The following is a 26,977-nucleotide window of genomic DNA, read 5'->3' as shown; positions in this document are numbered from 1 at the left end:
TTCACTCCAGCGCTTCCAATTCGTCGATCAGGTCGCCGATCACTCCGAGGCCGATCTGCCAGAAGGCCGGATCCGTGGCGTCGAGCCCGAACGGCGCCAGGATCTCGGAATGATGCTTGGTGCCGCCAGCCTTCAGCATGTCGAAATACTTCTCCTGAAAGCCGCGCTCGGCGTTCTGATAGACGGCGTAGAGTGAGTTCACCAGGCAGTCGCCGAATGCATAGGCATAGACGTAGAACGGCGAGTGGATGAAGTGCGGAATATAGGTCCAGAACGTCTCGTAGCCCTCGCGCAGCCTGATCGCCGGGCCCAGGCTGTCGGCCTGCACCTCCAGCCAGAATTGGCCGAGCCGGTCGGCGGTCAGTTCGCCATTCTTGCGTTCGGTGTGCACCTTGCGCTCGAACTCGTAGAAGGCGATCTGGCGCACCACCGTGTTGATCATATCCTCGACCTTCTGGGCGAGCATGGCCTTGCGCTCGCGCCGGTCGGTGGTCTTGTCCAGCAGCGAGCGGAAGGTCAGCATCTCGCCGAACACCGAGGCGGTTTCGGCGAGCGTCAGCGGCGTCGAGGCCATGAGCGGCCCCTGCGCGCCGGCCAGCACCTGGTGCACGCCGTGGCCGAGCTCGTGCGCCAGTGTCATCACATCGCGCGGCTTGCCCATATAGTTCAGGAGCACATAAGGGTGCGCCGAAGGTACTGTCGGGTGCGCGAATGCGCCCGGCGCCTTGCCCGGTCGCACCGGCGCGTCGATCCAGCGGCGGTCGAAGAATCTCCGCGCAATGTCGGCCATGTCCGGCGAAAAGCGGTGATAGGCCGCCAGAACCGTGTTTTTTGCTTCGTCCCATCCGATGGTCGCCTGCGGTGTTTCGGGCAGCGGCGCGTTGCGGTCCCAGTGGTTCATGGTGTCCATGCCGAGCCAGCGCGCCTTCATCGCATAGTAGCGATGCGACAGACGCGGATAGGCCTCGCGAACGGCCATGGCAAGCGCATCCACGATGCTGCGCTCGACCCGGTTGGCGAGATGCCGTGAATCGGCGATGTCCTGGAAGCCGCGCCAGCGGTCGGAGATCTCCTTGTCCTTCGACAGCGTATTGGTGATCAGCGTGAAGGTGCGCAGATTCTCCTTGAAGGTCTTCGCCAGCGCCTCGGCGGCGGTGCGGCGCACCTCGCCGTCGGGATCCTGAAGCTTGTTCAGCGTCGGCTCCAGCGTCAATTCCTCGCCGCCGACCTCGAAGCGCAGATCGGTCATGGTCTCGTCGAACAGCCGGTTCCAGGCGCCCCGCCCGGTGACCGACTTCTCGTGGAAAAGCTGCTCGATGCGATCCTCGAGCTGATAGGGCTTGTCTTTCCGCAGATCGAGCACCCAGGGCCGGTAATGGCCGAAGGTCGGATCGGCGTCGAGGGCGGCGAGAATCAACGCGTCGTCGACGAGGTTCAGTTCGAGCGCGAAGAAAAGCAGATGCGCGCTGGCATCGGTCATCTTCTCCTGGACGTCCCCATAGAGCTTCGCGCGCTGCGGGTCGGAGGTGTCGCCCGCATAGATCAGCCCGGCATAGGAGGCGATCTTGCCGATCAGTTCCTCGATCGCTTCGTATTCGCGCAGCGCTTGGCCCAGGCGACCGTCTGCGCCGCGCGAGGCTTCGCTCGCCAGCGTGCCTTTCCAGCGCTCCTCGAAGGCGATCGCGTCTTCAGCGGCCTTCGCAAGGTCGCGCTTCAGCTCGGGCGCTTCCATGCCCGGATAGAGGTCGCCGAGATCCCATTCGGGCAGGTCTCCGAGTGCGGCGGACCCTTGGCTTGCCGCCAGGGCCGCGGCCTTTGCGCCGGGGTTCAATGACATGATGTCCGCCTTCCGATTCCAAGTATGCGCCGCGTAAACCCGAACGCTCGATTTCCCGGCTTTTTCGAAGCCATTTATTTAGAACCCTGTGCCAGGATGATCCAGACGGCAATAACGCCCGTACTCGCCATCCCCTAACCAAATATGTCATTCATGGCAGCCTGCATACTCATAGTCGATGATGATCCGGTGCAGCGGCGGCTGCTGGAAGCGGCGGTCGCGAAATTCGGCCATTCCGCGCTCGTCGCCGATGGCGGCGAGGCGGCGCTGAAGCTGCTGGAGGGCCCGGAAGCACGCCCGGTCGCGGTGGTCATCCTCGATCTTTCCATGCCCGGATTGGACGGCATCGGCGTGCTCAAGGCCATGGCCGAACGCGGCATCCAGTTGCCGGTCATCGTGCAGACGGCGCAGGGCGGCATCGAGACGGTGGTGCTGGCGATGCGCAACGGCGCGTTCGACTTCGTCGTCAAGCCGGCCTCGCCGGATCGGCTGCGCACCGCCATCGACAATGCGCTCAAGGTCGAGGCGCGCGAGATGGAGGCGAAGCGCTCCTCCAAACGCGGCGGCGGCACGCTCTCCTTCAAGGACATCGTCACCCGCAGCCCGGCCATGGACCGCGTGCTCAGGTTGGCGCAGAAGGCCGCTGCCTCCAACATTCCGATCCTGATCGAGGGCGAATCGGGCGTCGGCAAGGAACTCGTCGCCCGTGCCATCCAGGGCTCCGGCGAACGCCGTTCAAAGCCCTTCGTCACGGTCAATTGCGGCGCCATCCCCGACAATCTGGTCGAAAGCATCCTGTTCGGCCACGAGAAGGGCTCGTTCACGGGCGCGACCGAAAAGCACGCCGGCAAGTTCGTCGAGGCGCATTCGGGAACGCTGTTCCTCGACGAGATCGGCGACCTGCCGCTCGAGGTGCAGGTCAAGCTCTTGCGCGCGGTGCAGGACGGCGAGGTCGACCCGGTCGGCGGGCGCTCGACCGTCAAGGTCGACATAAGACTGATCTCGGCCACCCACCGTAACCTCCTGCAGCAGGTCAAGGACGGAAAATTCCGCGAGGATCTGTTTTACCGGCTCAACGTTTATCCGATCTTCGTGCCGCCGCTGCGCGACCGCCGCGACGATATTCCGCATCTCGTGCGTCATTTCATGCGGCGCGTCGCGCCTGCCGAGACCCGCGGCCGCATTACCGATATCTCGGCGCGCGCTCTTTCGATGCTTCAGGCCTATGACTGGCCGGGCAACATAAGGCAGCTCGAAAACGCCATCTTCCGGGCAACCGTGCTGTGCGAAGGCGATACGCTGACCGAGGAGGAGTTCCCGCAGATCCGGGCGCAGGTCGAGGGCACCGTCAATCTGGACCGCGTCGAGCCCGAACCCGCTGCCGCCCCGTTGGAGGCCCGCCCGCCCGCCGAAGGCAGGACCCCGCCGCTTCGCCCGGAAGCTGAAATCCGGTTCGGCATACTGAAGGCGCTCGACGAGCGCGGCAATGTCCGCTCGCTGGCCGACGTCGAGCTGGAAATGATCAGGACGGCCATCGACCACTATAACGGTCAGATGAGCGAGGTCGCGCGCAGGCTCGGCATCGGCCGCTCGACTCTCTATCGCAAACTGAAGGAGTACGGAATCGACCCGGAAACGGGCCGTTCCGAGAAGCTCGCCTCTTGAGAAAAACCCGGCCAGCACCGCGCAAGCTTCGGTCTATAAGCCGCCGTTTACCATAAACTTCCTTCGATATTTTTGCCGGGATATCGCCATGGCGTTGCCGCATTTCGACTTCAATAAGCTGTGATTAACCATTAGGATCGATATTCGGACGTCACTTTTACGCGTCCGGGCTTCAAATCCGGGGACAAACGGCTGAAGGCCTTTTGATTTGATCAGCACCGAACGACCCACGAACCGGCGAAACCTCGAAACCTCCGCCTGGCTAAGGTGGTTTGCAGGCTTCATGGTCGCCATCGGGTTCCTCACGATGGCTGTGCCCGTCGCCAGCGCCGAAACGCGGACGCTGAAGCTCTATTTCATCCACACCAAGGAAAAGGCCGAGATCACCTTCAAGCGCAATGGACGCTACGATCAGTCCGGCCTCAACCAGATCAACCGCTTCCTGCGCGACTGGCGCCGCAACGAACCGACCAAGATGGATCCGCGCCTGCTCGATCTGGTCTGGGAAACCTATAAGGCTGTCGGCGCGCGCGACTATATCCACGTTGTTTCCGCCTACCGCTCGCCGGCCACCAATTCGATGCTGCGCAGCCGCAGCAAGGGCGTCGCCAACAAGAGCCAGCATATGCTCGGCAAGGCGATGGACTTCTATATTCCGGGCGTCAGCCTGAAGACGCTGCGAGATACCGGCCTCAGGGCGCAGGGTGGCGGCGTCGGCTACTATCCGCGTTCGGGCTCGCCCTTCGTTCACATGGACGTCGGCAATGTGCGCCATTGGCCGCGTATGAGCCGCAGCGAACTCGCCGCCGTCTTCCCGAACGGCAAGACTCTGCATGTGCCGACAGACGGCAAGCCGCTGCCGGGCTTCGAGACGGCGCTCGCCTCCTATAAGCAGCGTAGCAAGAGCGGAGCCACGGCCCTGGCGCTCGCGAGCTCCAGTTCCAGCCGCGGCAGGCCCAGCAATCTTTTCGCGGCGATCTTCGGCGGCGGCGCGGACGAGGAAGAAGAGAGCAGCGGCGAGGTCGCGGTGGTTGCGGCCGCAAGCCCGAGGGTCGAAAAGCCCCAGGCCGCCAGGAAGGCCGTGGCCGAACAGCGGCAGCCGCAGCAGCAGGACCAGAAAAAGCAGCTGCCGGGCATACAGATCGTTTCGCCCGACCAGGCGCAGCGCACCGAAATTCCGCAGATCGCCGAGGCTGAGGAGCCGCGCGAAGAGACCCCCGAAACCATTATCGCCGCGCTGCCTGCGCGCAGCGTTCCGGTGCCGATGCTCGCGCCGCGTCCTGACAGCGAGGTCGGCCCGACCGTGGCCGCATTGGCGGAAGCCGAGCAGGTTCCGTTCGGAGCCGCAGCGGCGCCACTGCCGGAGGAAACGCCTGCCGCAAAGGCCGAGCTTGCCCTTGGCATCCCGTTGCCGACGCGCCGTCCGGATTACGCTCCGCCGGCGGCGGTGCTCGCTGCGGCTGATTCCGGGACCGATCAGGTCCTGCTCGCCATGGCCGCCGCGGCCGACGAGGGCCCGATGAGCGCCACCGACGCATTCGCGCCGCTGCCGTCGAGGCGTCCGAGCGAAGCAGACGCGGTTTTCGATCTTGCTGTGGTTCCTGCAGCAAGGCCCGAGCCGGCCAGCACGGGTACGGTCGCGGCCGATTCGAAAGCCGCGCTTGAAGCGGTCATCAAATCCAACGGCGCCCGTGTTGCCGCGCTCGCAACGACGGTTACGCCGCGTGCGGCCGTCGCCCGCCGTCCCGCCGGAACCGATGCGGCTTCGGCGATGGATTCCGGCGTCAAGACGACGCGCAAATCGCCGCGGCCGAGCGCCCGCGACACCAAGCCGGATCCGAAGCCGGTGGTGGTGGCGGCACAGCCGCAGGCCGCGCGCTGGGTGCTGCACAGCGACTATGTCACCACGGCCGGGCAGAACACGACCGCGCCGTCCTTCGCCTACAACATCGTGCGCACCGCCCCGCGCGCCGTCTACACCGCCGGCTTCCAGCAGGGCGACCAGGTCGCCGATGCCAACCGCTTCTCCGGCAAAGCCGTCGAATTCCTGTCGGTCGCCCGCTTCCAATAGCGGCATCGCAAGCTGCAAAAAAGCGCCGGTCTCCGGCGCTTTTTTGTTGGCTAAGCGGGCAAATGCACCGACGGAAGTTCTTGGGGCGATTATCTACCGGTTCCCGATCCTTCGGCATTCCGGCATGGATTCCCGACACTCTCCGCTCTGCAGCGAAATTATGTGGCGAATGTCGCCTTCGAGCGCGGTTGTCGTTGCCGGCAGGAAGGCTATCCGGCGCAATCATTTTTTGGACCATGGCCTTCCGCCGCCCGAACTCTCACCGCCTGCCATAGGCAGCGAGGAACACGCGCACGCCTTCGGCGGCATGCCGGCGAAGCTCCGCCGGTTTCGGTATCGCCTCGTCGCCGAGCAGCATGGCTTGGTTAAGGGGAGCGGACATGACCAGCCAGTTGAAATGGGACGCGGCGACGGAAGGGTCGTCGATCGAGAGCATGCCGCGTGCCGCGAGCCGCTCGAACATTGCCGCAAGCGTCGCCAGCGCGCGCGCCGGCCCGCGCTCATAGAGCACCCTGGCCAGTTCCGGAAAGCGGCTGACCTCGCCGATCACCAGGCGGCGCAACTGCATGATGCGCGGCGTCAGAACCACAGTGAGTTGCCGATACGCATAGTCGACGAGGTATTCCGCCACATCGCCGCCTTCATCGAGTTCGGCCACTTCGTTGCGGACAATGTCGCCGGCGTCGTCGGTCATTGAGGTCACTATCTCGATAAACAGCGCCTCCTTGCTCGAGAAATGCTTGTAGACAGTCTGCTTCGACACCCCAGAACGCGCTGCGATCTCGTCCATATTGGTGCCGAGATAGCCGCTCTTCAGAAACACCTCCGTGGCGGCGTCGAGGATCGCCTTGCGCTTGCGCGCCGAGCGGTTCGAAGCATGGTTTCCCATCTGCATTTTTGCTGAAGGCAAGTCCGCCACGAAACCGCCAATCCCTGAAATCAAAACTCCAATTGACTCTATTGTACTGGACAGTCTAGTTTTGCGCAATACGGTACTGGACGGTCTAGTTTAAATTAATGTCCGGCGCTGGACGAAGGAGAGCGCGCGCCAGGCAATTTGTCGCCATGGCGTCCTCGGGATGAACAGGAGAATCCACCATGCACATACAATTCGCCGAGCTTCCTGTATTCGATCAGGACCGCGCCAAGAATTTCTACGCCGACCATTTCGGTTGCGTGGTCGCTGCCGACGCCCCGATGGGCAAGGACGACTGGCGATGGATCGAGCTGAAATTCCCTGACGCCGAAACGACGTTGCATTTCGTCAGGCGCAAGGACGATGCGCCGTCGGCGGAGCCGGTCCTGGTGCTGGTCGACGACAACGTCGAAGCTACCGTCAAAGCCCTGAAATCGCATGGAGTGGAAATCATCACCGAGCCGCAAGAGGCTTCGTGGCAGCCGGGCCGCACGGTCGCGGAATTTCGCGACAGCGAAGGCAACCGGATGGTGATCGGCAGCAGATGAGCCGGCCGCCGAAGGTCCACGCGCAAGCATCCGGCCACCTCAGTCGCGGAGCATGATGCAAGATGAGCGGAACTACGATTATCGGATGCAACTGCGGACGGACACGCCTGGAAGTGCTGGGAGCAGCGATCCTTGTGTCCGAATGCCTGTGCAACAGCTGCAGGGCTGCTGCGGAGCGTCTAGCGAGCCTCCCCAGCGCAAGGAATATCCTTACATCCTACGGCGCGACGCCTTGTGCGGAATATCGCAAGGATCGAGTCCGGATCCTGTCCGGCGCGGAGCACATGAGTGAATTCCGGCTGTCCGCCGAGGCGGGTTCGCGGCGTGTCATTGCGACCTGCTGCAACACGCCGGTGTTCCTGGAGATGAAGGGCGCGCACTGGCTAAGCATCTATCTGCATCTCTGGCCGGACGAGGCGCGGCCGAAAGCCGAGTTGCGCACGATGGCAGGCGACCTGCCCGATGCTTCCAAGCTGCCCGACGACATCGCCAATCTGAAAAGCCACACCGTGTCCTTCTACGCAAAGCTCCTTCGGGCGTGGATCGCCATGGGATTCCGGAATCCGAAGATCGAAGTGGTGGGGAAGATCGACGCCTGACGACTCGAATCGAGAACGTCAGCCCTTGCGCAGCGTCGCGGCTTCCCGGGCCAAAGCCTCGATGGCGTCCCATTTGCCGGCCTTCACCAGATCGTCGGGCGCGACCCATGAGCCGCCGACGCATATCACGTTGGGCAGGCCGAGGTAGTCGTTCGCGTTTTTGGCCGTCACCCCGCCGGTCGGGCAGAATTTTATGCCGCCGAAAGGCGAGGCCAGCGATTTCAGGAACGCCGCGCCGCCGGCCTGCTCGGCCGGGAAGAATTTCAGGAAGTCTAGGCCTGCCTCACGCGCCGTCATGATTTCGCCCGGCGTGATCGCGCCGGGCAGCAGCGGCACCTCGCTGCCGCCGGCGGCCGCCAGCAATTCGCGCGTGACGCCCGGGCTGACGATGAATTTCGAGCCGGCCGCCGCCGCTTCGTCGAACTGGCGCGCATCCAGTATGGTGCCTGCCCCGACAATCGATTCTTCGACCTCGCCCGCAGCCCGGCGGATGCATTCCAGCGCATCCGCGGTTCGCAGCGTGATCTCGATGACGCGCAAGCCGCCACGGGCAAGCGCCCGCGCCAGCGGCGCCGCGTCGGCGACCCTGTCGATCTTCAGCACCGGGATCACCGGCTGGCCATCAAGGAGCGACAGGAGTTTTTCAGTCTTGCTGGCCATGAGCGCCTTCTGTGCCGTTCGGGATTTCAGCCGGGATTAGCAGAAGCATCCCGCCAAGTCCACGAAAGCGGGCCGGTCAGCCTCGCCCGAGGAAGCTTGAAAATGTCCGCGCAAGCCCGTTCCAGAAGCGCGGCTTCGCTGGCCTGACCGCCTGCGTCTTCGTCGGTATCGCCGTCGCCGGAAGCGCTTTCCTGGCAGCGCTTTTCGGGATCCTGAGTGCCGTATTTCTTTTCTCCGGCAAGGGCTCCCCGGACTCGGCACGGAAGCGGTGGTAGGCCGCAGCGATCTTCCTGTGGTAGCCGTAGCGCCGGTACTGCGGTCCGATATAGCCGCGGGCGAAAGCCTCCCAGTCGCGCCGGCGCACCGCCGCCGTAAGCCCGGCCTTTTCGATGTAGCGCGCCATCAGCCGGATCTGCCCGGCGACGCCGCATCTCGCCTCCGCGACCAGCGCGTCGACATCGGCATAGCCCGAGCCAGGCCCAGTGCGCGCCCATCACCTGGCCGATGCCCCAGGATACGCTTTCATTGGCCGCTCTGGCGTCGATCGCGCAGGCTTTCGCGAGAAGCGCCCAGCGTCCGGCCTGCGTCTTCGGATTGGCGACGGCGCCGGCCGCCGGCGAGGCCAGACCGTCCGCCCGAGCCCGTTGCCGGTTTGCCGGCGACAGCCGCCGGTCGAAATAATGACCCTCGAAACGGATCAGCGGCTCCGGCCTGCCGCCGACAGTGGCGAATCCCTTGCCGCCGCTCTCCACCTCGGCGATCGCCAGCAGCGCTTCCGGCTCCAGTTCGAGGTTCTTGGCGAGGGCGGCGATTTCGCGTCTGGTTTCGTCGGTGAACATGCGCGGTGTACCTTCCTTCTTGGCTTCAATCCGCGTGATTTTCGCCCCGCCCCGGCGGATGTGAACAAATTTCGCGGCGTTGCGCCCATGTGCTGAAGCCAAACCGCTGATTTCCTACCGATAAAACCGTGCCTTGAATTGCCCGCATCGGAGATTTATCCACACGCCATGGACACTTCGCCCGTAAATCCCGGCTTCCGCGTCGCCGCCCTCTACCGGTTCTGCCGGATCGGGCGGTTCGAGGAACTGCGCGCACCGCTCGCCGCCTTCTGCTGCGGCCGCGGCATCAAGGGCACGCTGCTGCTTGCCTCGGAAGGCATCAACGGCACCGTGGCCGGCCGCGAACAGGCGATTTCCGAACTCATCGGCTGGCTGGAGGCGATGCCGGAACTGACTGGGCTGGAGGTCAAATACAGCGCAGCAGCCGAAATGCCATTCCACCGCATGAAGGTCAGGCTGAAACGCGAAATCGTCACCATGGGCGTCGAGGGCATCGACCCGCTGCAAGGGGCGGGGGCCTATGTCGCGCCCTCCGACTGGAACGCGCTGATCGCCGATTCAGAGACGATCGTCATCGACACGCGCAATGACTACGAGGTGTCGATCGGAACCTTCCAGGGTGCGGTGGATCCGCAGACTAAGAGTTTTCGCGAGTTTCCTCAATGGGTTGCCAGCCATCGTGATCAGCTCGAAGGCCGCAAGGTCGCGATGTTCTGCACCGGCGGCATACGCTGCGAGAAGGCCACCGCCTACGTGAAATCGCTCGGCCTCGAAGATGTTTTCCACCTCAAGGGCGGCATCCTGAAATATCTCGAAGAGGTGCCGGCGGAAGAGAGCTTGTGGCAGGGGGAGTGTTTCGTTTTCGACGAGCGGGTGTCCGTTTCGCACGGCCTGGAAGTCGGGCAATCGGAGCTTTGCCGCGCCTGCCGCCATCCGCTGACCGCCGAGGAACGCCTGTCGCCGAAATTCAGCGCCGGCGTCTCCTGTCCGCATTGTTATGACCAGCGTTCCGACGAAGACCGCGCCCGCTACGCCGAGCGCCAGCGGCAGGTGGAAATCGCGGAGAAGCGCGGCCTTCGCCATATCGGCAGCTGACCGGTCGCGCCACGCGGAGCGTCATTGTAATGTCGCGTTCCGCTGCCTACTTCCGCTGCACCGGAAGCCGGCCCGGGCATGTGCCGGAAACTATTTCTGGAGGCCCTTTGATGTTCGATCCCAAGAAGCTGCTCGACGATCTGCTCGGCTCGAAAATTCCGGGTACGGAATCCACGGTCCGCGACCACGCCGGCAAGGCGACGCAGATGGCTAAGGATAATCCGCTGGCCGCAGGTGCGCTGGTAGCGGTGCTGCTTGGAACGGGCGCCGGCCGCGCGGTGACGGGATCAGCGCTCAAGCTTGGCGGTCTTGCGGCAATCGGCGGGCTCGCCTACAAGGCCTACCAGAATTACCAGAAGGGCAAGCAGCCGGCGGAGGCGGCGGCCGAGCCCGAACTGCTGCCGCCGCCCAAGGATACGAGCTTCCATCCTTCGAAGGCGCCTCAGGGCGAGCAGGAATTCGCGCTGACGCTCGTGCGCGCCATGATCGCCGCGGCGAAGTCCGACGGGCATATTGATGAGACCGAGCGCAGGAAAATCGCCGACAAGCTCAGTCTGTCGGGAATAGGCAGCGAGGCCGAAGAGTTCATGCTTGCTGAGATCGAAGCGCCGCTCGACCTCGACGCGCTGGTTGTGGCCGCCAAGACGGATGCCCAGAAGGTCGAGATCTACACGGCTTCGCGTCTGGCGATCGACCCGGATTCACGCGCCGAGCGCGGCTATCTCGACATGCTGGCCGGACGCTTGAAGCTGCCGGATGCCTTGGTCGACCACGTCGAAGCCACTGTTACAGCGGCGAGCGAAGCGCCGGCCAAGCCAGCGACCGGAACCATCTGGAGCTCATGATTTGGCGTTAACTTTTCGTTAACCGGTCAAGCGCATCATTTTAATCAGTCGGATCGGCTCATCCTCCTCCCAAGCTCGATCCAGATCAGGGCGGTCGCCAATGACCGCCCTTTTTGTCGGTTGCCACATTATCCTTCATCTGCGATGCCATGCTTCTCTTCCAGGGAGGATATTCGCATGCAGAACGGCAAGACCGCGATCGTCACCGGAGCCGGCACCGGCATAGGCAAATCAGTAGCGACGGCGCTTCTCAACAATGGCTGGAACACGGTTTTCTGCGGCCGGCGCAAGGACGTGCTTGACGCAGCGGTCGCCGAAGCCGGCGCCGCTGAGGCCAAGGCGCTCGCGGTCGCCTGCGACATCTCCGTTCCCGAGCAGGTGGATCGTCTTTTCGCGACTGTCGTGGAAACATTCGGCCGTGTCGACTTGCTCTTCAACAACGCTGGGATGGGCTACAAGTCGACGACCATCGACGAAATCCCGGTCGAGGTCTGGAACGACGTCGTCGGCGTCAATCTGACCGGCTCTTTCCTGTGCGCCCGCGCGGCGTTCGGCGCGATGCGGCGGCAACAGCCGATGGGCGGGCGCATCATCAACAACGGCTCGGTTTCGGCCTATGCGCCGCGGCCCGGCTCCGTTCCCTATACGGCGACAAAGCACGCCATCACCGGCCTGACGAAGACGCTGGCGCTCGACGGCAGGCCGTTCGACATAGCCTGCGGCCAGATCGACATCGGCAATGCGCTGACGGACATGGCCAGGCCGATGACGGTAGGCGTGCCGCAGGCAAACGGCACGATGGCTCCGGAACCGGTCATGGACGTCCAGCGTGTCGCCGACGCGGTCGTGCACATGGCCAGCCTGCCGCTCGACGCCAATGTGCTGTTCATGACGGTGATGGCGACCAAAATGCCGTATGTCGGCCGGGGCTAGCAAGATATTTTAATCATAAAATTTCATGCTTGAAACTTTATGATCGTTCTGCAATTCTGGGGTAATGACTGACGCGAAGCGGCCGCGCGCCGCTGATCTGGGACACGCCGCATGACGCAGACAGGCTCCCGCCATCCCGCCGCAGAAGGCGCCCAGATGGAATTTCGCGGGCGCATGTCCTATGGCGACTATCTGCACCTGGAAAAAATACTGCATGCGCAGTCGCCGCTGTCCGGCGCGCATGACGAGTTGCTCTTCATCATCCAGCACCAGACCTCGGAGCTTTGGATGAAGCTCGCCATCCACGAGATCCGCTCGGCGTCCAAGGCGATCCACGAGGACCGGCTGCAGCCGGCGTTCAAGATGCTGTCGCGCGTGGCACGGATATTCGAGCAACTGACCGGCGCGTGGGACGTGCTCAGGACGATGACGCCGTCCGAATACACCCAGTTCCGCAGCTCGCTCGGCCAGTCATCGGGTTTCCAGTCCTACCAGTATCGGGCGATCGAGTTCCTGGCCGGCAACCGCAACGACGCCATGCTCAAACCGCATGCGCACCGGCCGGAGGTGGTCGCCGAACTCGAGAAAATCCTCGCCCAGCCGAGCCTCTATGACGAAGCGCTGCTTCTGCTTTCTCGGCAGGGCTTCGATGTAGGAGCGGACGCCACCCGCACCGACTGGCACGCTACGCGCACACCGAACGATGCCGTGCTCGCCGCCTGGCGGCAGGTCTACCTCGCACCCGAAAAGCACTGGATGCTCTACGAATTGGCGGAGAAACTAGTCGATTTCGAGGACTATTTCCGGCGCTGGCGCTTCAACCACGTCACCACTGTCGAGCGCATCATCGGCCTGAAGCGCGGTACGGGCGGAACGTCGGGCGTTTCCTACCTGCGCAAGATGCTTGAGGTTGAACTGTTTCCGGAACTCTGGAAAGTTCGCACAGAGCTGTAAAGCTTGGGAACATAAGAACATTAAACGGGAGAAGAGAATGAAGAAGATTATTGCTGCCGGCCTCCTGGGCCTTTCGCTCGCAACATCCGGCCTCGCCTATGCCGAGCCTGTGAAGGTCGGCATGATCACGACGCTCTCGGGCGGCGGCGCCGGGCTCGGCGTCGATGCGCGCGACGGCCTCATGCTGGCGCTCAAGCTGGCTGGCGACACCGAAATCGAGGTCGTCACCGAAGACGACGCGATGAAGCCGGAACTGGCCGTGCAGATCGCCGACAAGATGATCCAGTCCGACCAGGTCGATCTCTTGACCGGCATCATCTGGTCGAACCTCGCAATGGCGGTGGTGCCGAACGCGGTTGCGCAGGGCAAATTCTACCTGTCGCCCAATGCCGGTCCCTCGCCGCTGGCTGGCGAAAAGTGCCACGAGAATTATTTCAACGTCGCCTACCAGAACGACAATTTCCACGAGGCGATGGGCAATTACGCCCAGAACGAGGGCATCAAGAAGATGTTCATCCTCGCGCCGAACTATCCGGCGGGCACGGATTCGTTGAACGGCTTCAAGCGCTATTACAAGGGTGAGCTGGTCGGGGAGGTCTACACCAAGCTCGGCCAGACCGACTACGCCGCAGAGATCGCCCAGATCCGCGCTTCAGGCGCAGACTCGGTGTTTTTCTTCCTGCCGGGCGGCATGGGCATCGCCTTCGTCAAGCAATATGCACAATCGGGCGTCGGCATCCCGCTGATGGGACCGGGCTTCTCGTTCAGCCAGGACGTGCTGGGCGCGATCGGCGACGCGGCGATCGGCGCGAAGAATTCGGCCTCATGGTCGAAGGATCTGGACAACGCGGCCAACAAGACGTTTGTCGAGGCATTCCAGAAGGAATACAATCGCCTCCCGTCGGTCTATGCCGCGCAGGCCTACGACACCGCGAACCTGATCGTCTCCGCCTCGAAGAAGGCGAGCGTGAAGGATGCCGACGCGTTCCGCGCCGCGCTGAAGGAAGCGCAGTTCGACTCCGTGCGAGGCAAATTCAAGTTCAACACCAACAACCATCCGATCCAGGACCTCTACGTTCGCGAAGTGGTCAAGGAAGGCAACGTCTTGACCAACAAGATCGTCGGTACGGCCTTCACCAATCACGGCGATGCGTATGCCGAGCAGTGCAAGATGTAGGAAATAAAGAACCCCCTCACCGGTTCGCTTCGCGAACCACTCTCCCCCTACCGGGGGGAGAGGAAGCGCCAATCGCCAAAGCTGCGCCCCTCGCCCCCACAAAGTGGGGAGAAGTGCCGAGTGAAAGCGAGGCGGTGAAGGGCTTCCCGTCCGAAACGGAACCTGCCTGTGCAAACCGCCCTCATCATAGAGCAACTGCTCAACGGACTGCAGTTCGGCGTCATGCTATTTCTGATGGCTGCCGGGCTGACGCTGATCTTCGGCGTGATGGGGCTGATCAATCTCGCGCACGGCTCGTTCTATATGATCGGCGCTTTTGCCTGCGCGGCGGTGGCGGCGGCAACCGGATCATTCTGGGTAGGATTGGCGGCGAGCCTGGCGGCGGCCGCCGCGGCCGGCACGATCGTGGAGGTCGCCGTTATCAGGCGGCTCTACGACCGCGACCACCTCGACCAGGTGCTCGCCACCTTTGCGCTGATCCTCATATTCTCGGAAGCCACACGCTGGCTGTTCGGCTCGTTTCCGCTCTATCTCGACATTCCGCCCGTGCTTGCCGGAGCGGTCGAGCTTCCGGGTGGCGCACGCTACCAGCTCTACCGGCTGGCGATAATCGGCGTCGGCGTGCTCGTCGCGATAGGGCTTTATTATCTGATTGCCCGGACGCGGCTCGGCATGCGCATCCGTGCCGGCCAGTCGGACCGCGAGATGATCGCGGCGCTCGGCGTCGATATCGGTACGCTCTACACGATGGTTTTCGCACTCGGCGCAGCACTCGCCGGCCTTGCCGGCGCTCTGGTCGGCGCATTGCAATCGGTGCAGGTCGGCATGGGAGAGCCGGTACTGATCCTCGCCTTTGTTGTCATCGTCATTGGCGGCATCGGTTCAATCAAAGGCGCGCTGGTCGGCGCGGTGCTCGTCGGCCTGACCGACACGCTCGGCCGCTTCCTGCTGCCCAAGCTTTTCACCGTCTTTCTCGGTCCCGCTGACGGTGCGACAACGGGTGCGGCGCTCGCCTCGATGCTGATCTATATCGTGATGGCGCTCATCCTGGCGTTCAGGCCCAAGGGCCTGTTTCCGGCAACCGCATGAGCAGCCGGATGAGCCGCGAAAGGGCGATCAACCTGCTGCTGGCGGGGCTGCTGCTGGTCGTTCCCATGGCGGCGATTGCTTTGAGAGAACCGTTCTACATCACGCTTGCGACCCGCATGGCGATACTGGCGCTTGCCGCCGTCGGCCTCAATTTCGCGCTCGGCCTCGGCGGCCTGGTCTCGTTCGGCCACGCGGCGTTCTTCGGCATTGGAGGCTACGTCGCCGGCATCTTTTCAAGCCATGCCTTCAACCAGACGCCGCTTTTTACCTGGCCGTTCGAGTTTTCAGGCAGCGACCAGATGCCCGCGATCTGGCTGGCGGCGATGCTGGTTTCGGCGCTGGTGGCGCTGCCGATCGGCGCAATCAGCCTCCGGACCGCGGGCGTATACTTCATCATGATCACGCTCGCCTTCGCGCAGATGATCTATTATTTCGCGATCTCCTGGCCGGCCTATGGCGGCGAGGACGGGCTTTCGATCGTTGTCCGCAACGGCTTTCCCGGTGTGAGCACCGCCGTTCCGCTGACTTTCTTCCTAATCTGCTATGTCCTGCTCCTGGCGGCGCTGGCGCTGTTTGCGCTTGTTCGCGACTCGCGTTTCGGCGCGGCGCTGCAGGCCGGGCGGCAGAACGAGATGCGCCTTGCCGCTGTCGGCATCGCGCCGTTCCGGATCAGGCTCGCGGCCTTCACCATATCGGCTGCGATCACCGGGCTTGCCGGCGCGCTGATGGCCGATTTGAACCGCTTCGTCAGCCCGTCCATGCTGTCGTGGCAGATGTCGGGTGAACTGATCGTGCTGATCATCCTCGGCGGTACGGGACGCCTTTTCGGCCCGGTCGCCGGCGCGATGCTGTTCGTGCTTTTCGAATTCGTGCTCGGCGGCCTGACCGAGCGCTGGCAGTTCTTCCTTGGCCTCATCCTGCTCGGCGTGGTGCTGTTCGCGCGCGGCGGCCTGATCGGCGTGCTCGCCGGAAAGGCTAAACATGGCTGAGCCGGTGCTGTCGATCCGCGATCTCAGAAAATCCTTCGGCGCGCTGAAGGCGACCGACGGCGTCAGCCTCGATCTTCGGCCGGGCGAGATCCACGCGCTGATCGGCCCCAATGGCGCGGGCAAGACGACGCTGATCCACCAGATCGCCGGCGGCATCACACCGGACAGCGGCGAGATCGTGTTCCTGGGCGAGGACATCGGCGCGCTCGGCGTCGCAGCCCGCGCCCGCCGCGGTCTCGGCCGCAGCTTCCAGATTTCCTCGCTGGCGCCGGAATTTTCGGCGTTGCGCAATGTCATGCTTGCCGTCCAGTCGCGGCAGGGATCGAGCTTCCGCTTCTTCCGCCCGGTGATGAAGGACAGGAGCCTGACCGAGCCGGCAATGGCCATGCTGGAGCGCACCGGGCTTGCCGCACGTGCCGACGTGCCTGCGGCCGAGCTTTCGCATGGCGAGCGCCGGCAGTTGGAGATCGCCATCGCACTGGCGCTTGGGCCGAAGGCGTTCCTGCTCGACGAGCCGATGGCCGGCATGGGACCGGAAGGCTCGCGCACGCTGACAGGCTTTCTCGACGGATTACGGCACGAGGCGCCAATCCTGCTGGTCGAGCACGACATGGATGTCGTCTTCGCGCTCGCCGACCGCATTTCGGTGCTGGTCTATGGCCGCATCATCGCGACCGGCCCGGTCGAGGAAATCCGCGGCGACGCCGAAGTGCGCCGCGCCTACCTCGGAGAGCAGCCGTGACGTTGCTTCAGGTGAGCGGGCTGGAAAGCTTCTACGGCGCCTCGCAGGCGCTGTTCGGCGTCGACTTCTCGGTCGGCCAGAGCGAGGTCGTGGCGCTGATGGGGCGCAACGGCATGGGCAAGACGACGGCGATCAGCTCGGTGCTCGGGCTGATCCGCCCGCGCGGAGGCAGGGTACGTTTCATCGGCAAGGACATTGCTGGCATGCCACCGCACCGCATCGCGCGGCTCGGCATCGGGCTGGTGCCGGAAGGAAGGCGCTGCTTTCCCAATCTGACGGTGCGCGAGAACCTGGTCGCGGCGGCCCGGCAGGGGCCATGGACACTGGCGCGCATCAATGCGCTTTTTCCGCGGCTTGAGGAGCGACAAGATCAGTATGCGCATTCGCTTTCGGGCGGCGAGCAGCAGATGCTGGCAATCGGCCGCGCGCTGATGACCAATCCGCAACTGCTCATCCTCGACGAGGCCACCGAGGGCCTGGCGCCCGTCATCCGGCAGGACATCTGGGAGGCGATCAGGCGGCTGAAGGCGGATGGGCAGTCGATCCTGGTGGTCGACAAGACGCTTGCCGAACTCCTGCCCGTCGCCGACCGCTGCTTCGTTCTGGAAAAGGGCAGGACCGTCTTTTCCGGCAAGCCGGACGAACTTACGCCGGAACTGCAGGACCGCTATCTCGGCGTCTGAGACGCCGCATGCTGACGTTGGAGAATTTGATGATCGCTGATCCCGTCCACCAGGTGCTCCACCCGGCCAATTGGAAAGCCGCCAAGGGCTACGCCAACGGTGTCGTCGCGGAGGGCCGAACCATCTATCTCGGCGGCCAGATCGGCTGGACCGGCGACCAGGTGTTCGAGGCGCATGATCTCGCCGGGCAGACGCGGCAGACCCTGCAGAACATCGTCGACATCGTCGCGGAGGCGGGGGGGCGGCCCGAGCACATCGTCAAGATGACCTGGTATGTGACCAGCAAGACGGAATATCTGGCCAATCTGCGCGAGATCGGTGAGGCGTACCGCTCGGTGATGGGCAAGCACTATCCGGCGATGGCGATGGTGCAGGTGGTGGCGCTGATGGAAGATGCCGCCAAGGTCGAGATCGAAGCGACGGCGGTTCTGCCGCGATAGCTCGCTCGCTACGCCGCCGCGGGCCGCGCCTTCAGGAAATCCGCCATCCTGTCCAGCGCGCGCAAAATATTCTCTTCCGAATTGGCGTAGGACAACCGGACATAGCCTTCGCCGAGCACGCCGAAATCCGGCCCGCCGATCAGAGCCACGCCCGCTTCCTCGAGCAGCGCAGAGGCAAGCTTCTTCGCCTTCCAGCCGGTCGCCGAGATATTCGGAAAGGCATAGAACGCGCCCTTTGGCGTGATGCACGAGACGCCGGGCAGGTGGTTCAGCCCTTCGACGACGACCTTCCGTCGCCGGTCGAAGGCCCGCATCATGCTATCGACCTCGTCCTGTGGCCCGTCGATCGCGGCGATGCCGGCATACTGGCTCGGCGCGTTGACGCAGGACCAGCAATTCACCGCGAGCTTGCGCACCTTGTCGTAGAGATGGCCGCTCCCGGCCGAGTTCGGCCAGATCGACCATCCCATGCGCCAGCCGGTCATTGCCCATGTTTTCGACCAGCCGTTCAGCACGATCAGACGGTCGCGGATTTCCGGGAAGTGCAGCAGCGAGCAGTGCTTCTCCCCGTCATAGGTCATGACATCGTAGATTTCGTCGGAGAGGATCGCGACGTTCGGGTGCGCCGCCAGCCCCGCGGCCAGCTTCTCGATCTCGGCCCGCGGCGTCACGCCGCCTGTCGGGTTTGCGGGCGAGTTGAGGATCAGCAGCCGTGTCCGCGGCGTAATCAGCGCCAGCGTCTCCTCGGCCGAGAAAGCAAAACCGTTGGATTCGCGCATCGGCACGGGAATGGGCATGGCGCCCGTAAATTCGATCATCGAGCGGTAGATCGGAAATCCCGGGTCCGGATAGAGGATATCGGCGCCCGGTTCGCCGAACATCATTATGGCCGCGAACATTGTCGGCTTGCCGCCGGGCAGAATCATCACCGATTCCGGCGAGACCTCAATGCCGGTCATAGCCAAGGTGCGGCGTACCACGGCTTCGCGCGTCGCCAGGAGCCCGTTGGCCGGTGTATAGCCGTGATGCCCGTCGCGCAGCGCCTTGATCGCCGCCTCGACGATGTGCTCCGGTGTGCGGAAATCCGGCTGGCCGATGCCAAGGTTGATAATGTCGCGGCCCTGGCTTGCCAGCGCCGTCGCCCGCGCCAGTACGGCGAAGGCGTTTTCCTCGCCGAGACGGTCGAAGGCCGCAATCGTTTGGAGCATGTCTCACATCCATCTGGTGCTTATGCCGCGAATGGGCTTTTGTGAACGTCCCGCCGAAAATGTCAACGGAATGGAGCAGCCCTTGTCGGACGATCTGAAGAATTGGCGACCGCGGCCGCGCCCCGAGCGGCGGGTGCTGGAGGGCAGCTATGTCCGGCTCGAGCCGCTCGATGTCGCCAGACACGGCGACGGGCTTTATGAGGCGTCGTCGGTACCGGATGCGGCGGATCGATTCCGCTGGCTGTTCGATTATCCGCCGGAAAGCCGCGCCGCCTTCCAGCCCTGGCTGGAAAAGTCGGCGGCGAGCGAGGACCCGCTGTTCTTCGCTGTTATCGATAAGTCCAGTGGCAAGGTCGCCGGGCGGCAGACGCTGATGCGCATTGATCCGGCCTACGGCGTGATCGAGATCGGCAACATCTACTGGGGGCCGCTCGTGTCGCGCAAACCCGCCGCGACGGAGGCGCAGTTCCTGTTCATGAAATACGCGTTCGACGATCTCGGCTATCGGCGCTACGAATGGAAATGCAACAATGCCAACGAGCCGTCGAAGCGGGCGGCCGAACGCTTCGGCTTCCAGTTCGAGGGCGTCTTCCGACAGCATCTTATCGTGAAGGGCGAGAACCGGGACACGGCGTGGTATTCGATCATCGACAAGGAATGGCCTGCGTTGAAACGCGCCTATCAGGAATGGCTCGATCCGGCTAACTTCGACATCGAGGGCCGGCAGAAGCGGCGGCTCGAAGAGCTTTGCGCCGAAGCGGTGGCACAACAGATGACGAATGTATGAGCGGCAATCACGATCACGGCCATAGCCATGCCGGCGCACATGCGGACGGCTCTGACAAGTCGCGTGTGCTGATCGCGGCCATTCTTACGGCCGGCTTCATGGTCGCCGAGGCGATCGGCGGCGTGCTCACCGGTTCGCTGGCGCTGCTTGCCGATGCCGGCCACATGCTCGCCGATTCGGTGTCGCTGCTGCTGGCCTGGTATGCCTTCCACCTCGCCACCCGCGCCGCAACGGCGCGCATGACCTATGGCTTCGACCGGGTGAAGACGCTGGTTGCTTATACCAACGGGCTGGCCATTTTCGCGATCGCGCTCTGGATCGTCTACGAGGCCTGGCACCGGCTCAACGAGCCTTCGCCGGTGCTCGGCGGTCCGATGCTCGTCGTCGCACTGGTCGGGCTGGCGGTCAACATAGCGGCTTTCTTCGTGCTGCATGGCGGCGACCGCGAAAGCCTCAACATGCGCGGCGCCATACTGCATGTCATGGGCGACCTGCTCGGCTCGGTGGCGGCACTTGTTGCAGCCACCGTCATTCTCATGACGGGCTGGTACACGATCGATCCGATTCTTTCGGTGATGGTCGCGCTGATCCTGTTCCGGAGCGCATGGTCGCTGGTGCGCGAGGTCGGACATCTGCTTCTCGAAGGCGTTCCCGCGAGCCTCGACCGCGACGACATCGCCAGGGATATCGCGGCGCACGTCCCGGGCGTCCGCGAAATCCATCACATGCATGTCTGGTCGCTCGACGGCTCGAAGAACATCGCGACGCTGCACGCCTGCCTCGATGAGGGGGCGGACGCCCACGCGGCGGTCAGCGCCATCAAACAGCGCCTCGCCGGCAGTCACGGCATCAGCCACGCGACAGTCGAGCCGGAATACGGCCACTGCGCCGACGCGCATCGTCCCCACGACGCCGACCATATTCACGACCATCGTCACGGCCGGACGGCAGCGCGATGATGGATCCCAAGAACCGCAATACGCTGGTCGCGGCGGCAATCATAATGCTCGCCTTCGGCCTGACGGCGTTTTACCTGCCGAGCATAATGCTGGCGGTGGGCGAGGTGTCGACGATCGCGGCGGGAGCGGTGGCGATCCTGTTCGTCGCCGCTTTCTTCATGGTGTTCTGGCTGCGCGGCCGCAGCCAGCAGAGAAAAGGTGACTGAATGCGCATATTGATTACCGGTGCGGCCGGCATGGTCGGACGCAAGCTCGTAACGCGGCTTATGCAGGATCGGCAGATCGCCGGGCGGACGATCGCCGCACTCGACCTTCACGACATCGTCGCGCCGGAGACGCCGCAGTCGGACGGGATTTTCGTCCGCGCCTTCACCGGCGACCTTGCTGAGGCTGGCGCTTCCGAAGCGCTGATCGCCGACCGTCCGGACATGATCTTCCATCTGGCGGGCGTCGTTTCGGGCGAGGCGGAAACGAATTTCGATCTCGGCTACCGCGTCAATCTCGACGGTTCGCGCGCTTTGTTCGACGCCATCCGGTTGGCCGGCTACAAGCCGCGCGTGGTCTTTACCTCGTCGATCGCGGTTTTCGGCGCGCCATTCCCGGACGTCATCCCCGATGAGTTCCACCCGACGCCGATGACCTCCTACGGTACGCAGAAGCTGATGGCCGAGGCGCTGCTTGCCGACTATACGCGGCGCGGCTTCTTCGACGGCGTCGGCATCCGGCTGCCGACGATCTGCGTGCGCCCGGGCAAGCCCAACAAAGCGGCTTCCGGCTTCTTCTCCAGTATCATCCGCGAGCCATTGAGCGGGCAGGAGGCAGTGCTGCCGGTGCCGCGTTCGGTTGTGCACACACATGCCAGCCCGCGTTCGGCCGTGGAGTTCCTGATCCGCGCGGCCGGCATCGACGGTGCGCTGATTGGTCCGCGTCGCAATTTGACCATGCCGGGCGTGGGCGTGACCGTCGGCGAGCAGATCGAGGCACTGGAACGCGTGGCAGGGAGTGAGGTGACGAAGCTCATCCGCGAAGTGCCGGACGAGGCGACCTGGGCCATCGTCCAGAACTGGCCGACGCGCTTCGAGGCGCGGCGGGCGCGCGAACTCGGATTCACGGCGGAGCAGAGTTTCGACGACATCATCCGCGCGCATATCGAGGACGAACTGGGCGGCTGAGATCGAGGGGCGCTGGCGCGCTCCATCATCGCCACGCCCAGATAGCAGGGGACGGTTTACTTTTTTCCGCCCGCGCCAACCTCTCGACTGCCGCCGTCCTTCCGCGGAAAGAAATTGAACAGCGCGGCCAGGGCGGCGTGAAGAAAGCGGCCTGTGAAGGCCGGGCCGTGCTCGACGATGTTCGGGCCAATAGGTCCCGGGTCTGCCCTCGCTTCGCTGGCCCGGGATGACGGGGCAGTTTTCGCTCATTGGCCGGTATGACGATTGGAGGAACGGTTCTGCCAATCGCCGCCGAAGCGCCGGAGAAACTACGCGCTCAGGCTGGCGCCGAGCAAGGCAAGGCCTAGCAGGAACACCATGGCCGCGCCGGCGATCTCGATCGTGGCGTGGACGCGGTTTCCCGCGCGGCCGTCGCCGGCGATTGCGACCGCCCAGTTCTTGGCGGTCACGGCGATGGTGGCGAGGACCGATACGGTGATCGCGGTTCCGAGCGCCATGGCGAACACAGACAGTACTCCACCGGCCCAAAGCCCGTTCAGGAAAGCGAAGGAGAGCACGATCAGTGCGCCGGAGCAGGGCCGCAGGCCGACGGCGGCGACAGCCGACCAGGCAGTTTTCCAGTTGAAACGGTCGCCCGAGATCATTGCCGGGTCGGGCGCGTGCGAGTGGCCGCACGTTGCGCAGACCTCACCCGCCGCATGCGAATGAGCGGCATGGTTGTGATGGGCGTGGTCGTGATGATCATGGTGCGCGTGACCGTGATGTGCATGATCGTGATCATGCGAGCAGGTATGGTCGTGGACGTGTTCCTTGCCTGAATGCGCGTGCGCATGGGCTGCGGAAAGGCTGCGCACCGGATTGCCGCCGAACAGGCCGAAGATCCGCGGCCCCGCCTTGCGCCACAGGAGCCATGCGCCGAAGAGGGTGATCAGCGCATAGCTGGCGACTTCCAGGAACCACGTCGCGTCCGTCATCGACACGGCCGTGCCGCGCAGGACCAGAAAGACAAGTATCATCACCATGATGGCGGTCAGCGCCTGCAGGAAGGCGGACACGAAGGACAGCATGATGCCGCGCCGGAGAGCCACTTCATTGGCCAGCATGTAGGACGAGATCACCGCCTTGCCGTGGCCGGGGCCGGCGGCGTGGAAAATGCCGTAGGCGAAAGACAAGCCGACAAGTAGCCAGATTTGGCCGCCATCCTCACGCATTCCCTTCAGCGCGCCCGTCAGCGAGCGGTAAAAACCCTGCTGCTGGACGTTGATCCAGTTCATCCAGCCGGCGAACAGGCCGGTCGACGGCGCCACCGCCTCGTTGGCGCCGATGCCGAGCGAGCTTTGCGCGTGGGCATGGCCGAGGAAATGGGTGAGGACATAGATCAGAGCGAGAATTGCGAAAACGATGCGCGTCGCGGTCTTGTTCACGAGATCATCCTTGGCAGTCGAGTTCGAGCCTCGTGGCGAAGATCTTGCTGAGATCGGTGCCGGAAGGGTCATTGAAGAAGGCGTCTGTGAGATTGCTCTGGTTTTGGGCGATCGCCTCGTCCGGGTCGGGGCGGATGACGCTGCGCGTGCAGGTCGGGGGCAGATCGCTCACCGCCATGTTCTCGTCCTCGACAAAGTCAATCGCCGTGTAGAAGGTCGGGTCGTAAATGCCGAAATCGACCTTGCCCTCGAGCTTCAGCTGTTCTTTCGGCTCGGATTCGAACAGGATGATCAACTGGTCGGCCTCGTAATTTGCAATCAGCACGGGCGGCGGCTTCATCGTGACGTCCTTGCCGTCGGCGGTGACGAGCTGGAAGTAATCGTATTCGGCCAGCGAGGCGTAAACCGTATTGGACACGTCCTGCAGCTCGGCATCGTCGAGCTTCAGATCGGCGTTCTTGTCGAACTCCATCAGCACGGTCGAGGAGAACAGATCGTCGAAGCGCCAGAGATGGCGAAGCGACTTGACGGTCTTGTCGGGGTTCAACATCACATCCAGCCGCGCTTCGGCGAAGACATGCGGATGGACGCGGGCGGGCGCTGAAGAGCCGAGAACCAAGGCAAGCGCCGAAGCCAGAATCGCTGCTCGCTTTGTCAGATGCATTGTCCGTCAGATTCCCGTGAAGATAGAGCCCCGGAGAGTTATCATAAACCCGGCGAAATTGGGACCGGCGCCGGGCAAAATCTTCAGTCGCGATCCCGGGTCTTGAACCACTGCACCAGGAAATCGACAAAGACGCGGACCTTTGCCGGGAGATAGCGGCGATGCGGATAGACGGCGAAAATGCCACCGCCCGGCAGGATGCGGTCGCCAAGCATGGCGACCAGCTTGCCGTCGGCGATGTCGGGCGCGGCGATGAAATCGGGCAGGATCACGAAGCCGAGGCCTGCGATCGCGGCCGCGCGCGCCGCCATCGGGCTGTTGACTTCGATGGGCCCGGAAACCGAGACGCTCATCACCTCGCCGCCATCGCCCAGGAACGGCCAGTTGGACAGCCAGCGGCCATTGGTGTCGATGATGCAGGGCAGGTTGGCCAGATCTTGCGGCCGGCTAGGCTTGCCACGCTTCTCGATCAGTTCGGGCGAGGCGCAGAGACACACCGAAAAGGGCGCGAGCCGGCGCGCGATCAGCGACGAACTTTCCAGCCGCGTGATGCGGACCGCAAGGTCGAATCCTTCCTCGACAAGGTCGACAAACCGGTCGTCGAGGTTGATGTCCAGAGTGATGTCCGGATGCTCTTTGGCGAAGTCGATCAGCGACTGCCCGATCGGCGCGTCGGCAAAGGTGCGCGGCGCCGACAGCTTTATCCGGCCGCGCACGTCGCCAGACGATTCGCGTACCACGTCGGCCAGATTGTCGATCTCGCGGACGATCTCGGAGGCCCGCTTGTAATAGGTGTGGCCGGCCTCGGTCAGCGAAAACTGCCTGGTCGTACGGTTGAGCAGCAACGCGCCGAGTTCGTCTTCCAGTTCGCGGACATACTTGGACAGGAGCGCCTTGGAACGGCCGATTTTGCGGCCGGCGGCCGAGAAGCCTTCGGCCTCGACGACGTCGATGAAAGCGCGCATGCGGGTCAGCGTGTCCATTGACTCAGGCCTTTCCTGCAGCTTCGAGGATTTCGCGGCCGAGCCTAATCAGGGCAAGATCGCTGCCGGCAGGCCCGAGCAGCGAAATTCCGAAAGGTGCGCCGTGAACCTCGCCGATCGGCAGCGTGATCTGCGGGAAGCCGGAAAGGCCGGAAAGGCAGAGCAGTTTTAGCGCGCGTTCGCGGTAAGCCTGAAACTCCTCCTGCGAGGAGTTCTTGAGCGGGGCTGCGCCGGGAACGGTCGGCATGACCAGAAGACCGTCATCCCCGAGCAGGCGACCCAGTTCGGCGCGAAACGCAGTTCGGCGCTGCGTCTCGGCGGCGGCGACTTCGCTGCCCAGCGTCGCACCGAACTCGAAGCGGTCCCTGACGCCCGGACCGAGCCTGCGATCCAACGCCGAAATCCAGTCGCCATGCGCCGCCCAGGCCTCATAGGCCTGGAGCTTGCGGAAGCACCAGTAGAGATCGTCGACGGAATGGGAGGGGGCAGGGACGGTCGCCGGCTCGCCGATGACGGCTGCTACGATCCCCTCCATGCGGCCGTATTCGTCGGCTTCGGCCGGGCCGAGGACGAGGGAGTCGAGAGCGGAGAGGCGGAGCGGGCGTTCCAAGGCTTGACGCCCCTCCCTCCCCGCAAAGGAGGAGGGAGTCGAGCCCAGCACCACCTCCGCCACCCTCTCGTAAATCCCGATGTCCCGCGCGAACCAGCCGAACGTATCGAGGCTCGGAGCGAGCGGCATCGTGCCGTCGAGCGGTATGCGGCCGTGCGTGGTGCGCAGGCCGATCAGCCCGCAAAAGCTCGCCGGTGCGCGGATCGAGCCGCCCGTATCGGAGCCGGTGGCGATGTCGGTGAGGCCGCCGGCGACCGCCGCCGCCGAGCCCGAGGACGAACCGCCGGTGACACGATCGGGCGCCGCCGGGTTCACCGGATGCGAAAAATGCGCGTTCTGGCCCATCAGCGAGAAGGCGAGCTCGTCGGTCTGCGTCTTGCCGACGAATTCGGCGCCGGCGTCGAGAATCACCTGCACGGCGGACGCGGTTTTTTCCGCAGGAGCGGCCTCCTCGTGCCGCTGCGGGTTGCCGCAGCCGGTCCGGTAACCGGCGACGTCGAAAATGTCTTTCACCGCCAGCCGCAATCCCGCCAAGGAGCCGGATTTCGCATGCGGAACAGGCACTTGCGGCAGATCGAGGAAAGCGTTGAAGGGATCAGGCGCGGCAGTCATCGTTCACCGTCGGAATACAATCCGTTCAGCATTGTTCGACCCTTAAATTTTTACAAGCTGCAACGCGATTTTTATTGATTGTGACAGACGCGTTTCATATATCCGCTTTGCCCAAAGTCGCACGTGCCTGTGGGTGTCCGCCGATCCTCGAATGGCGAGGGATATCGGTAAGGTAACTGGAGCTAACCCCTCCAGTCGGTTCAGCGGCCAACCGCCAAACCGAGGACATCTTGAAGCAACGACGGTGCGGGCCTTTCTGGTTCTCTTCCGGTTGTCCAAAGACCGGGGTTACTGAAGAGGCACACCTTCATTGCCGGCAGTGCGGAGCGGGTCTCTCCCAATCCAAGCCAAGGCAGACAAAGCGAACCAAAGCCGGGCAAGGCCAAGGTTCACCGCCGCGAGACGGCGTTTCATGGGTCCGGGGTCTCCACCGGCTGGTTCCATGAATTTCCGTCCCGCCTTTGTTTGACCAGCGT

Annotated in this window: 26 protein-coding genes and 1 pseudogene; 18 read left to right on the top strand and 9 right to left on the bottom strand. The window is 63.8% G+C overall.

What is annotated here, in order from left to right:
- Position 1 precedes the first annotated feature (1 nt).
- The gene (locus ABVK50_RS20810; protein WP_353644776.1) at positions 2-1,837 is read right to left on the bottom strand and encodes a M3 family oligoendopeptidase; all 1,836 of its coding nucleotides are present in this window, start codon (positions 1,835-1,837) and stop codon (positions 2-4) included.
- Positions 1,838-1,990: 153 nt separating this feature from the next.
- Between ABVK50_RS20810 and ABVK50_RS20805 the strand changes: the two genes are divergently transcribed.
- Positions 1,991-3,502 carry a sigma-54 dependent transcriptional regulator gene (locus ABVK50_RS20805; RefSeq protein WP_353644777.1) on the top strand — a complete coding sequence of 504 codons (1,512 nt, stop codon included), beginning with the start codon at positions 1,991-1,993 and terminating at the stop codon, positions 3,500-3,502.
- Positions 3,503-3,785: 283 nt separating this feature from the next.
- The gene (locus tag ABVK50_RS20800) at positions 3,786-5,573 is read left to right on the top strand and encodes a DUF882 domain-containing protein (RefSeq protein WP_353644778.1); all 1,788 of its coding nucleotides are present in this window, start codon (positions 3,786-3,788) and stop codon (positions 5,571-5,573) included.
- 259 nt (positions 5,574-5,832) lie between these two features.
- Here the strand turns inward: ABVK50_RS20800 and ABVK50_RS20795 are convergent, their stop codons facing one another.
- On the bottom strand, positions 5,833-6,462 hold the full coding sequence (locus ABVK50_RS20795) for a TetR/AcrR family transcriptional regulator (protein ID WP_353644779.1): 630 nt from the start codon (positions 6,460-6,462) through the stop codon (positions 5,833-5,835).
- A 209-nt stretch (positions 6,463-6,671) separates the two neighbouring features.
- On the opposite strand from ABVK50_RS20795, the gene ABVK50_RS20790 reads away from it, so the two are divergent.
- The gene (locus ABVK50_RS20790; protein WP_353644780.1) at positions 6,672-7,037 is read left to right on the top strand and encodes a VOC family protein; all 366 of its coding nucleotides are present in this window, start codon (positions 6,672-6,674) and stop codon (positions 7,035-7,037) included.
- Positions 7,038-7,099: 62 nt separating this feature from the next.
- Positions 7,100-7,636: a DUF6151 family protein gene (locus ABVK50_RS20785; RefSeq protein ID WP_353644781.1), complete on the top strand. Its 537-nt coding sequence runs from the start codon at positions 7,100-7,102 to the stop codon at positions 7,634-7,636.
- A gap of 18 nt (positions 7,637-7,654) precedes the next feature.
- Here ABVK50_RS20785 and ABVK50_RS20780 read toward each other — a convergent pair whose 3' ends face one another.
- Positions 7,655-8,296 carry a 2-dehydro-3-deoxy-phosphogluconate aldolase gene (locus tag ABVK50_RS20780; RefSeq protein WP_353644782.1) on the bottom strand — a complete coding sequence of 214 codons (642 nt, stop codon included), beginning with the start codon at positions 8,294-8,296 and terminating at the stop codon, positions 7,655-7,657.
- Between the two features lie 247 nt (positions 8,297-8,543).
- Positions 8,544-9,135, bottom strand: a pseudogene (locus ABVK50_RS20775) (N-acetylmuramidase family protein); the annotation flags it as partial.
- Positions 9,136-9,303: 168 nt separating this feature from the next.
- Here ABVK50_RS20775 and ABVK50_RS20770 point away from each other — a divergent pair.
- The 10 genes from ABVK50_RS20770 to ABVK50_RS20725 all read left to right on the top strand — a co-directional run bounded on the left by ABVK50_RS20770 (position 9,304) and on the right by ABVK50_RS20725 (position 18,082).
- Positions 9,304-10,230, top strand: a complete 927-nt coding sequence (locus ABVK50_RS20770; protein ID WP_353644783.1) for a rhodanese-related sulfurtransferase — start codon at positions 9,304-9,306, stop codon at positions 10,228-10,230.
- A 110-nt stretch (positions 10,231-10,340) separates the two neighbouring features.
- Positions 10,341-11,075 carry a tellurite resistance TerB family protein gene (locus ABVK50_RS20765; protein WP_353644784.1) on the top strand — a complete coding sequence of 245 codons (735 nt, stop codon included), beginning with the start codon at positions 10,341-10,343 and terminating at the stop codon, positions 11,073-11,075.
- Positions 11,076-11,252: 177 nt separating this feature from the next.
- Positions 11,253-12,008: an SDR family oxidoreductase gene (locus tag ABVK50_RS20760; RefSeq protein WP_353644785.1), complete on the top strand. Its 756-nt coding sequence runs from the start codon at positions 11,253-11,255 to the stop codon at positions 12,006-12,008.
- Positions 12,009-12,119: 111 nt separating this feature from the next.
- Positions 12,120-12,962: a tryptophan 2,3-dioxygenase gene (gene kynA, locus ABVK50_RS20755; protein WP_353644786.1), complete on the top strand. Its 843-nt coding sequence runs from the start codon at positions 12,120-12,122 to the stop codon at positions 12,960-12,962.
- A gap of 37 nt (positions 12,963-12,999) precedes the next feature.
- Positions 13,000-14,139: an ABC transporter substrate-binding protein gene (locus tag ABVK50_RS20750; protein ID WP_353644787.1), complete on the top strand. Its 1,140-nt coding sequence runs from the start codon at positions 13,000-13,002 to the stop codon at positions 14,137-14,139.
- A gap of 168 nt (positions 14,140-14,307) precedes the next feature.
- Positions 14,308-15,228 (top strand): branched-chain amino acid ABC transporter permease, encoded by a 921-nt coding sequence (locus ABVK50_RS20745; protein WP_353644788.1) that lies wholly within the window; start codon positions 14,308-14,310, stop codon positions 15,226-15,228.
- Positions 15,229-15,236: 8 nt separating this feature from the next.
- Positions 15,237-16,217: a branched-chain amino acid ABC transporter permease gene (locus tag ABVK50_RS20740; protein ID WP_353644789.1), complete on the top strand. Its 981-nt coding sequence runs from the start codon at positions 15,237-15,239 to the stop codon at positions 16,215-16,217.
- Positions 16,210-16,959: an ABC transporter ATP-binding protein gene (locus tag ABVK50_RS20735; RefSeq protein WP_353644790.1), complete on the top strand. Its 750-nt coding sequence runs from the start codon at positions 16,210-16,212 to the stop codon at positions 16,957-16,959. Before ABVK50_RS20740 ends, ABVK50_RS20735 begins: the two co-directional genes overlap by 8 nt.
- Positions 16,956-17,642, top strand: coding sequence for an ABC transporter ATP-binding protein (locus ABVK50_RS20730; protein ID WP_353644791.1), 687 nt, complete (start codon positions 16,956-16,958; stop codon positions 17,640-17,642). The genes ABVK50_RS20735 and ABVK50_RS20730 overlap by 4 nt, the downstream gene beginning before the upstream one ends.
- Before the next feature lie 29 nt (positions 17,643-17,671).
- The gene (locus ABVK50_RS20725) at positions 17,672-18,082 is read left to right on the top strand and encodes a RidA family protein (RefSeq protein WP_353644792.1); all 411 of its coding nucleotides are present in this window, start codon (positions 17,672-17,674) and stop codon (positions 18,080-18,082) included.
- An 8-nt stretch (positions 18,083-18,090) separates the two neighbouring features.
- Here ABVK50_RS20725 and ABVK50_RS20720 read toward each other — a convergent pair whose 3' ends face one another.
- Positions 18,091-19,290 carry a pyridoxal phosphate-dependent aminotransferase gene (locus tag ABVK50_RS20720; RefSeq protein WP_353644793.1) on the bottom strand — a complete coding sequence of 400 codons (1,200 nt, stop codon included), beginning with the start codon at positions 19,288-19,290 and terminating at the stop codon, positions 18,091-18,093.
- Positions 19,291-19,372: 82 nt separating this feature from the next.
- Here ABVK50_RS20720 and ABVK50_RS20715 point away from each other — a divergent pair, with 82 nt between their 5' ends.
- Genes ABVK50_RS20715 through denD form a run of 4 tightly spaced genes read left to right on the top strand, consistent with a single transcriptional unit; the run spans position 19,373 to position 22,208 of the window.
- Complete coding sequence (locus ABVK50_RS20715; protein WP_353644794.1) at positions 19,373-20,077, top strand: GNAT family protein; 705 nt, start codon at positions 19,373-19,375, stop codon at positions 20,075-20,077.
- Positions 20,074-21,036: a cation diffusion facilitator family transporter gene (locus ABVK50_RS20710; protein ID WP_353644795.1), complete on the top strand. Its 963-nt coding sequence runs from the start codon at positions 20,074-20,076 to the stop codon at positions 21,034-21,036. The genes ABVK50_RS20715 and ABVK50_RS20710 overlap by 4 nt, the downstream gene beginning before the upstream one ends.
- Entirely contained in the window at positions 21,033-21,242 is a 210-nt protein-coding gene (locus ABVK50_RS20705; protein ID WP_353644796.1) for a hypothetical protein, read from the top strand. The genes ABVK50_RS20710 and ABVK50_RS20705 overlap by 4 nt, the downstream gene beginning before the upstream one ends.
- Entirely contained in the window at positions 21,243-22,208 is a 966-nt protein-coding gene (denD, locus tag ABVK50_RS20700; RefSeq protein ID WP_353644797.1) for a D-erythronate dehydrogenase, read from the top strand.
- A gap of 308 nt (positions 22,209-22,516) precedes the next feature.
- Here denD and ABVK50_RS20695 read toward each other — a convergent pair whose 3' ends face one another.
- The 4 genes from ABVK50_RS20695 to ABVK50_RS20680 all read right to left on the bottom strand — a co-directional run bounded on the left by ABVK50_RS20695 (position 22,517) and on the right by ABVK50_RS20680 (position 26,501).
- Positions 22,517-23,632 (bottom strand): nickel/cobalt transporter, encoded by a 1,116-nt coding sequence (locus tag ABVK50_RS20695; protein WP_353644798.1) that lies wholly within the window; start codon positions 23,630-23,632, stop codon positions 22,517-22,519.
- Between the two features lie 4 nt (positions 23,633-23,636).
- Positions 23,637-24,296, bottom strand: a complete 660-nt coding sequence (locus ABVK50_RS20690) for a DUF1007 family protein (RefSeq protein ID WP_353644799.1) — start codon at positions 24,294-24,296, stop codon at positions 23,637-23,639.
- A gap of 83 nt (positions 24,297-24,379) precedes the next feature.
- Positions 24,380-25,279, bottom strand: coding sequence for a LysR family transcriptional regulator (locus tag ABVK50_RS20685; RefSeq protein ID WP_353644800.1), 900 nt, complete (start codon positions 25,277-25,279; stop codon positions 24,380-24,382).
- A gap of 4 nt (positions 25,280-25,283) precedes the next feature.
- On the bottom strand, positions 25,284-26,501 hold the full coding sequence (locus tag ABVK50_RS20680; protein ID WP_353644801.1) for an amidase: 1,218 nt from the start codon (positions 26,499-26,501) through the stop codon (positions 25,284-25,286).
- Between the last annotated feature and the right edge of the window lie 476 nt (positions 26,502-26,977).

The sequence above is a fragment of the Mesorhizobium sp. WSM2240 genome, assembly GCF_040438645.1.
Classification (GTDB): domain Bacteria; phylum Pseudomonadota; class Alphaproteobacteria; order Rhizobiales; family Rhizobiaceae; genus Allomesorhizobium.
The sequence above is the reverse complement of the archived record's forward strand: the minus strand, read 5'-3'. Positions and strand labels throughout refer to the sequence as shown.

Excerpts from the sequence above, each read along its gene's own strand:
- ABVK50_RS20810 (WP_353644776.1), bottom strand. The coding sequence starts at position 1,837 with ATGTCATTGAACCCCGGCGCAAAGGCCGCGGCCCTGGCGGCAAGCCAA.
- ABVK50_RS20805 (WP_353644777.1), top strand. The coding sequence starts at position 1,991 with ATGGCAGCCTGCATACTCATAGTCGATGATGATCCGGTGCAGCGGCGG.
- ABVK50_RS20800 (WP_353644778.1), top strand. The coding sequence starts at position 3,786 with ATGGTCGCCATCGGGTTCCTCACGATGGCTGTGCCCGTCGCCAGCGCC.
- ABVK50_RS20795 (WP_353644779.1), bottom strand. The coding sequence starts at position 6,462 with ATGGGAAACCATGCTTCGAACCGCTCGGCGCGCAAGCGCAAGGCGATC.
- ABVK50_RS20790 (WP_353644780.1), top strand. The coding sequence starts at position 6,672 with ATGCACATACAATTCGCCGAGCTTCCTGTATTCGATCAGGACCGCGCC.
- ABVK50_RS20785 (WP_353644781.1), top strand. The coding sequence starts at position 7,100 with ATGAGCGGAACTACGATTATCGGATGCAACTGCGGACGGACACGCCTG.
- ABVK50_RS20780 (WP_353644782.1), bottom strand. The coding sequence starts at position 8,296 with ATGGCCAGCAAGACTGAAAAACTCCTGTCGCTCCTTGATGGCCAGCCG.
- ABVK50_RS20770 (WP_353644783.1), top strand. The coding sequence starts at position 9,304 with ATGGACACTTCGCCCGTAAATCCCGGCTTCCGCGTCGCCGCCCTCTAC.
- ABVK50_RS20765 (WP_353644784.1), top strand. The coding sequence starts at position 10,341 with ATGTTCGATCCCAAGAAGCTGCTCGACGATCTGCTCGGCTCGAAAATT.
- ABVK50_RS20760 (WP_353644785.1), top strand. The coding sequence starts at position 11,253 with ATGCAGAACGGCAAGACCGCGATCGTCACCGGAGCCGGCACCGGCATA.
- kynA (WP_353644786.1), top strand. The coding sequence starts at position 12,120 with ATGACGCAGACAGGCTCCCGCCATCCCGCCGCAGAAGGCGCCCAGATG.
- ABVK50_RS20750 (WP_353644787.1), top strand. The coding sequence starts at position 13,000 with ATGAAGAAGATTATTGCTGCCGGCCTCCTGGGCCTTTCGCTCGCAACA.
- ABVK50_RS20740 (WP_353644789.1), top strand. The coding sequence starts at position 15,237 with ATGAGCCGCGAAAGGGCGATCAACCTGCTGCTGGCGGGGCTGCTGCTG.
- ABVK50_RS20735 (WP_353644790.1), top strand. The coding sequence starts at position 16,210 with ATGGCTGAGCCGGTGCTGTCGATCCGCGATCTCAGAAAATCCTTCGGC.
- ABVK50_RS20725 (WP_353644792.1), top strand. The coding sequence starts at position 17,672 with ATGATCGCTGATCCCGTCCACCAGGTGCTCCACCCGGCCAATTGGAAA.
- ABVK50_RS20720 (WP_353644793.1), bottom strand. The coding sequence starts at position 19,290 with ATGCTCCAAACGATTGCGGCCTTCGACCGTCTCGGCGAGGAAAACGCC.
- ABVK50_RS20710 (WP_353644795.1), top strand. The coding sequence starts at position 20,074 with ATGAGCGGCAATCACGATCACGGCCATAGCCATGCCGGCGCACATGCG.
- ABVK50_RS20705 (WP_353644796.1), top strand. The coding sequence starts at position 21,033 with ATGATGGATCCCAAGAACCGCAATACGCTGGTCGCGGCGGCAATCATA.
- denD (WP_353644797.1), top strand. The coding sequence starts at position 21,243 with ATGCGCATATTGATTACCGGTGCGGCCGGCATGGTCGGACGCAAGCTC.
- ABVK50_RS20690 (WP_353644799.1), bottom strand. The coding sequence starts at position 24,296 with ATGCATCTGACAAAGCGAGCAGCGATTCTGGCTTCGGCGCTTGCCTTG.
- ABVK50_RS20685 (WP_353644800.1), bottom strand. The coding sequence starts at position 25,279 with ATGGACACGCTGACCCGCATGCGCGCTTTCATCGACGTCGTCGAGGCC.
- ABVK50_RS20680 (WP_353644801.1), bottom strand. The coding sequence starts at position 26,501 with ATGACTGCCGCGCCTGATCCCTTCAACGCTTTCCTCGATCTGCCGCAA.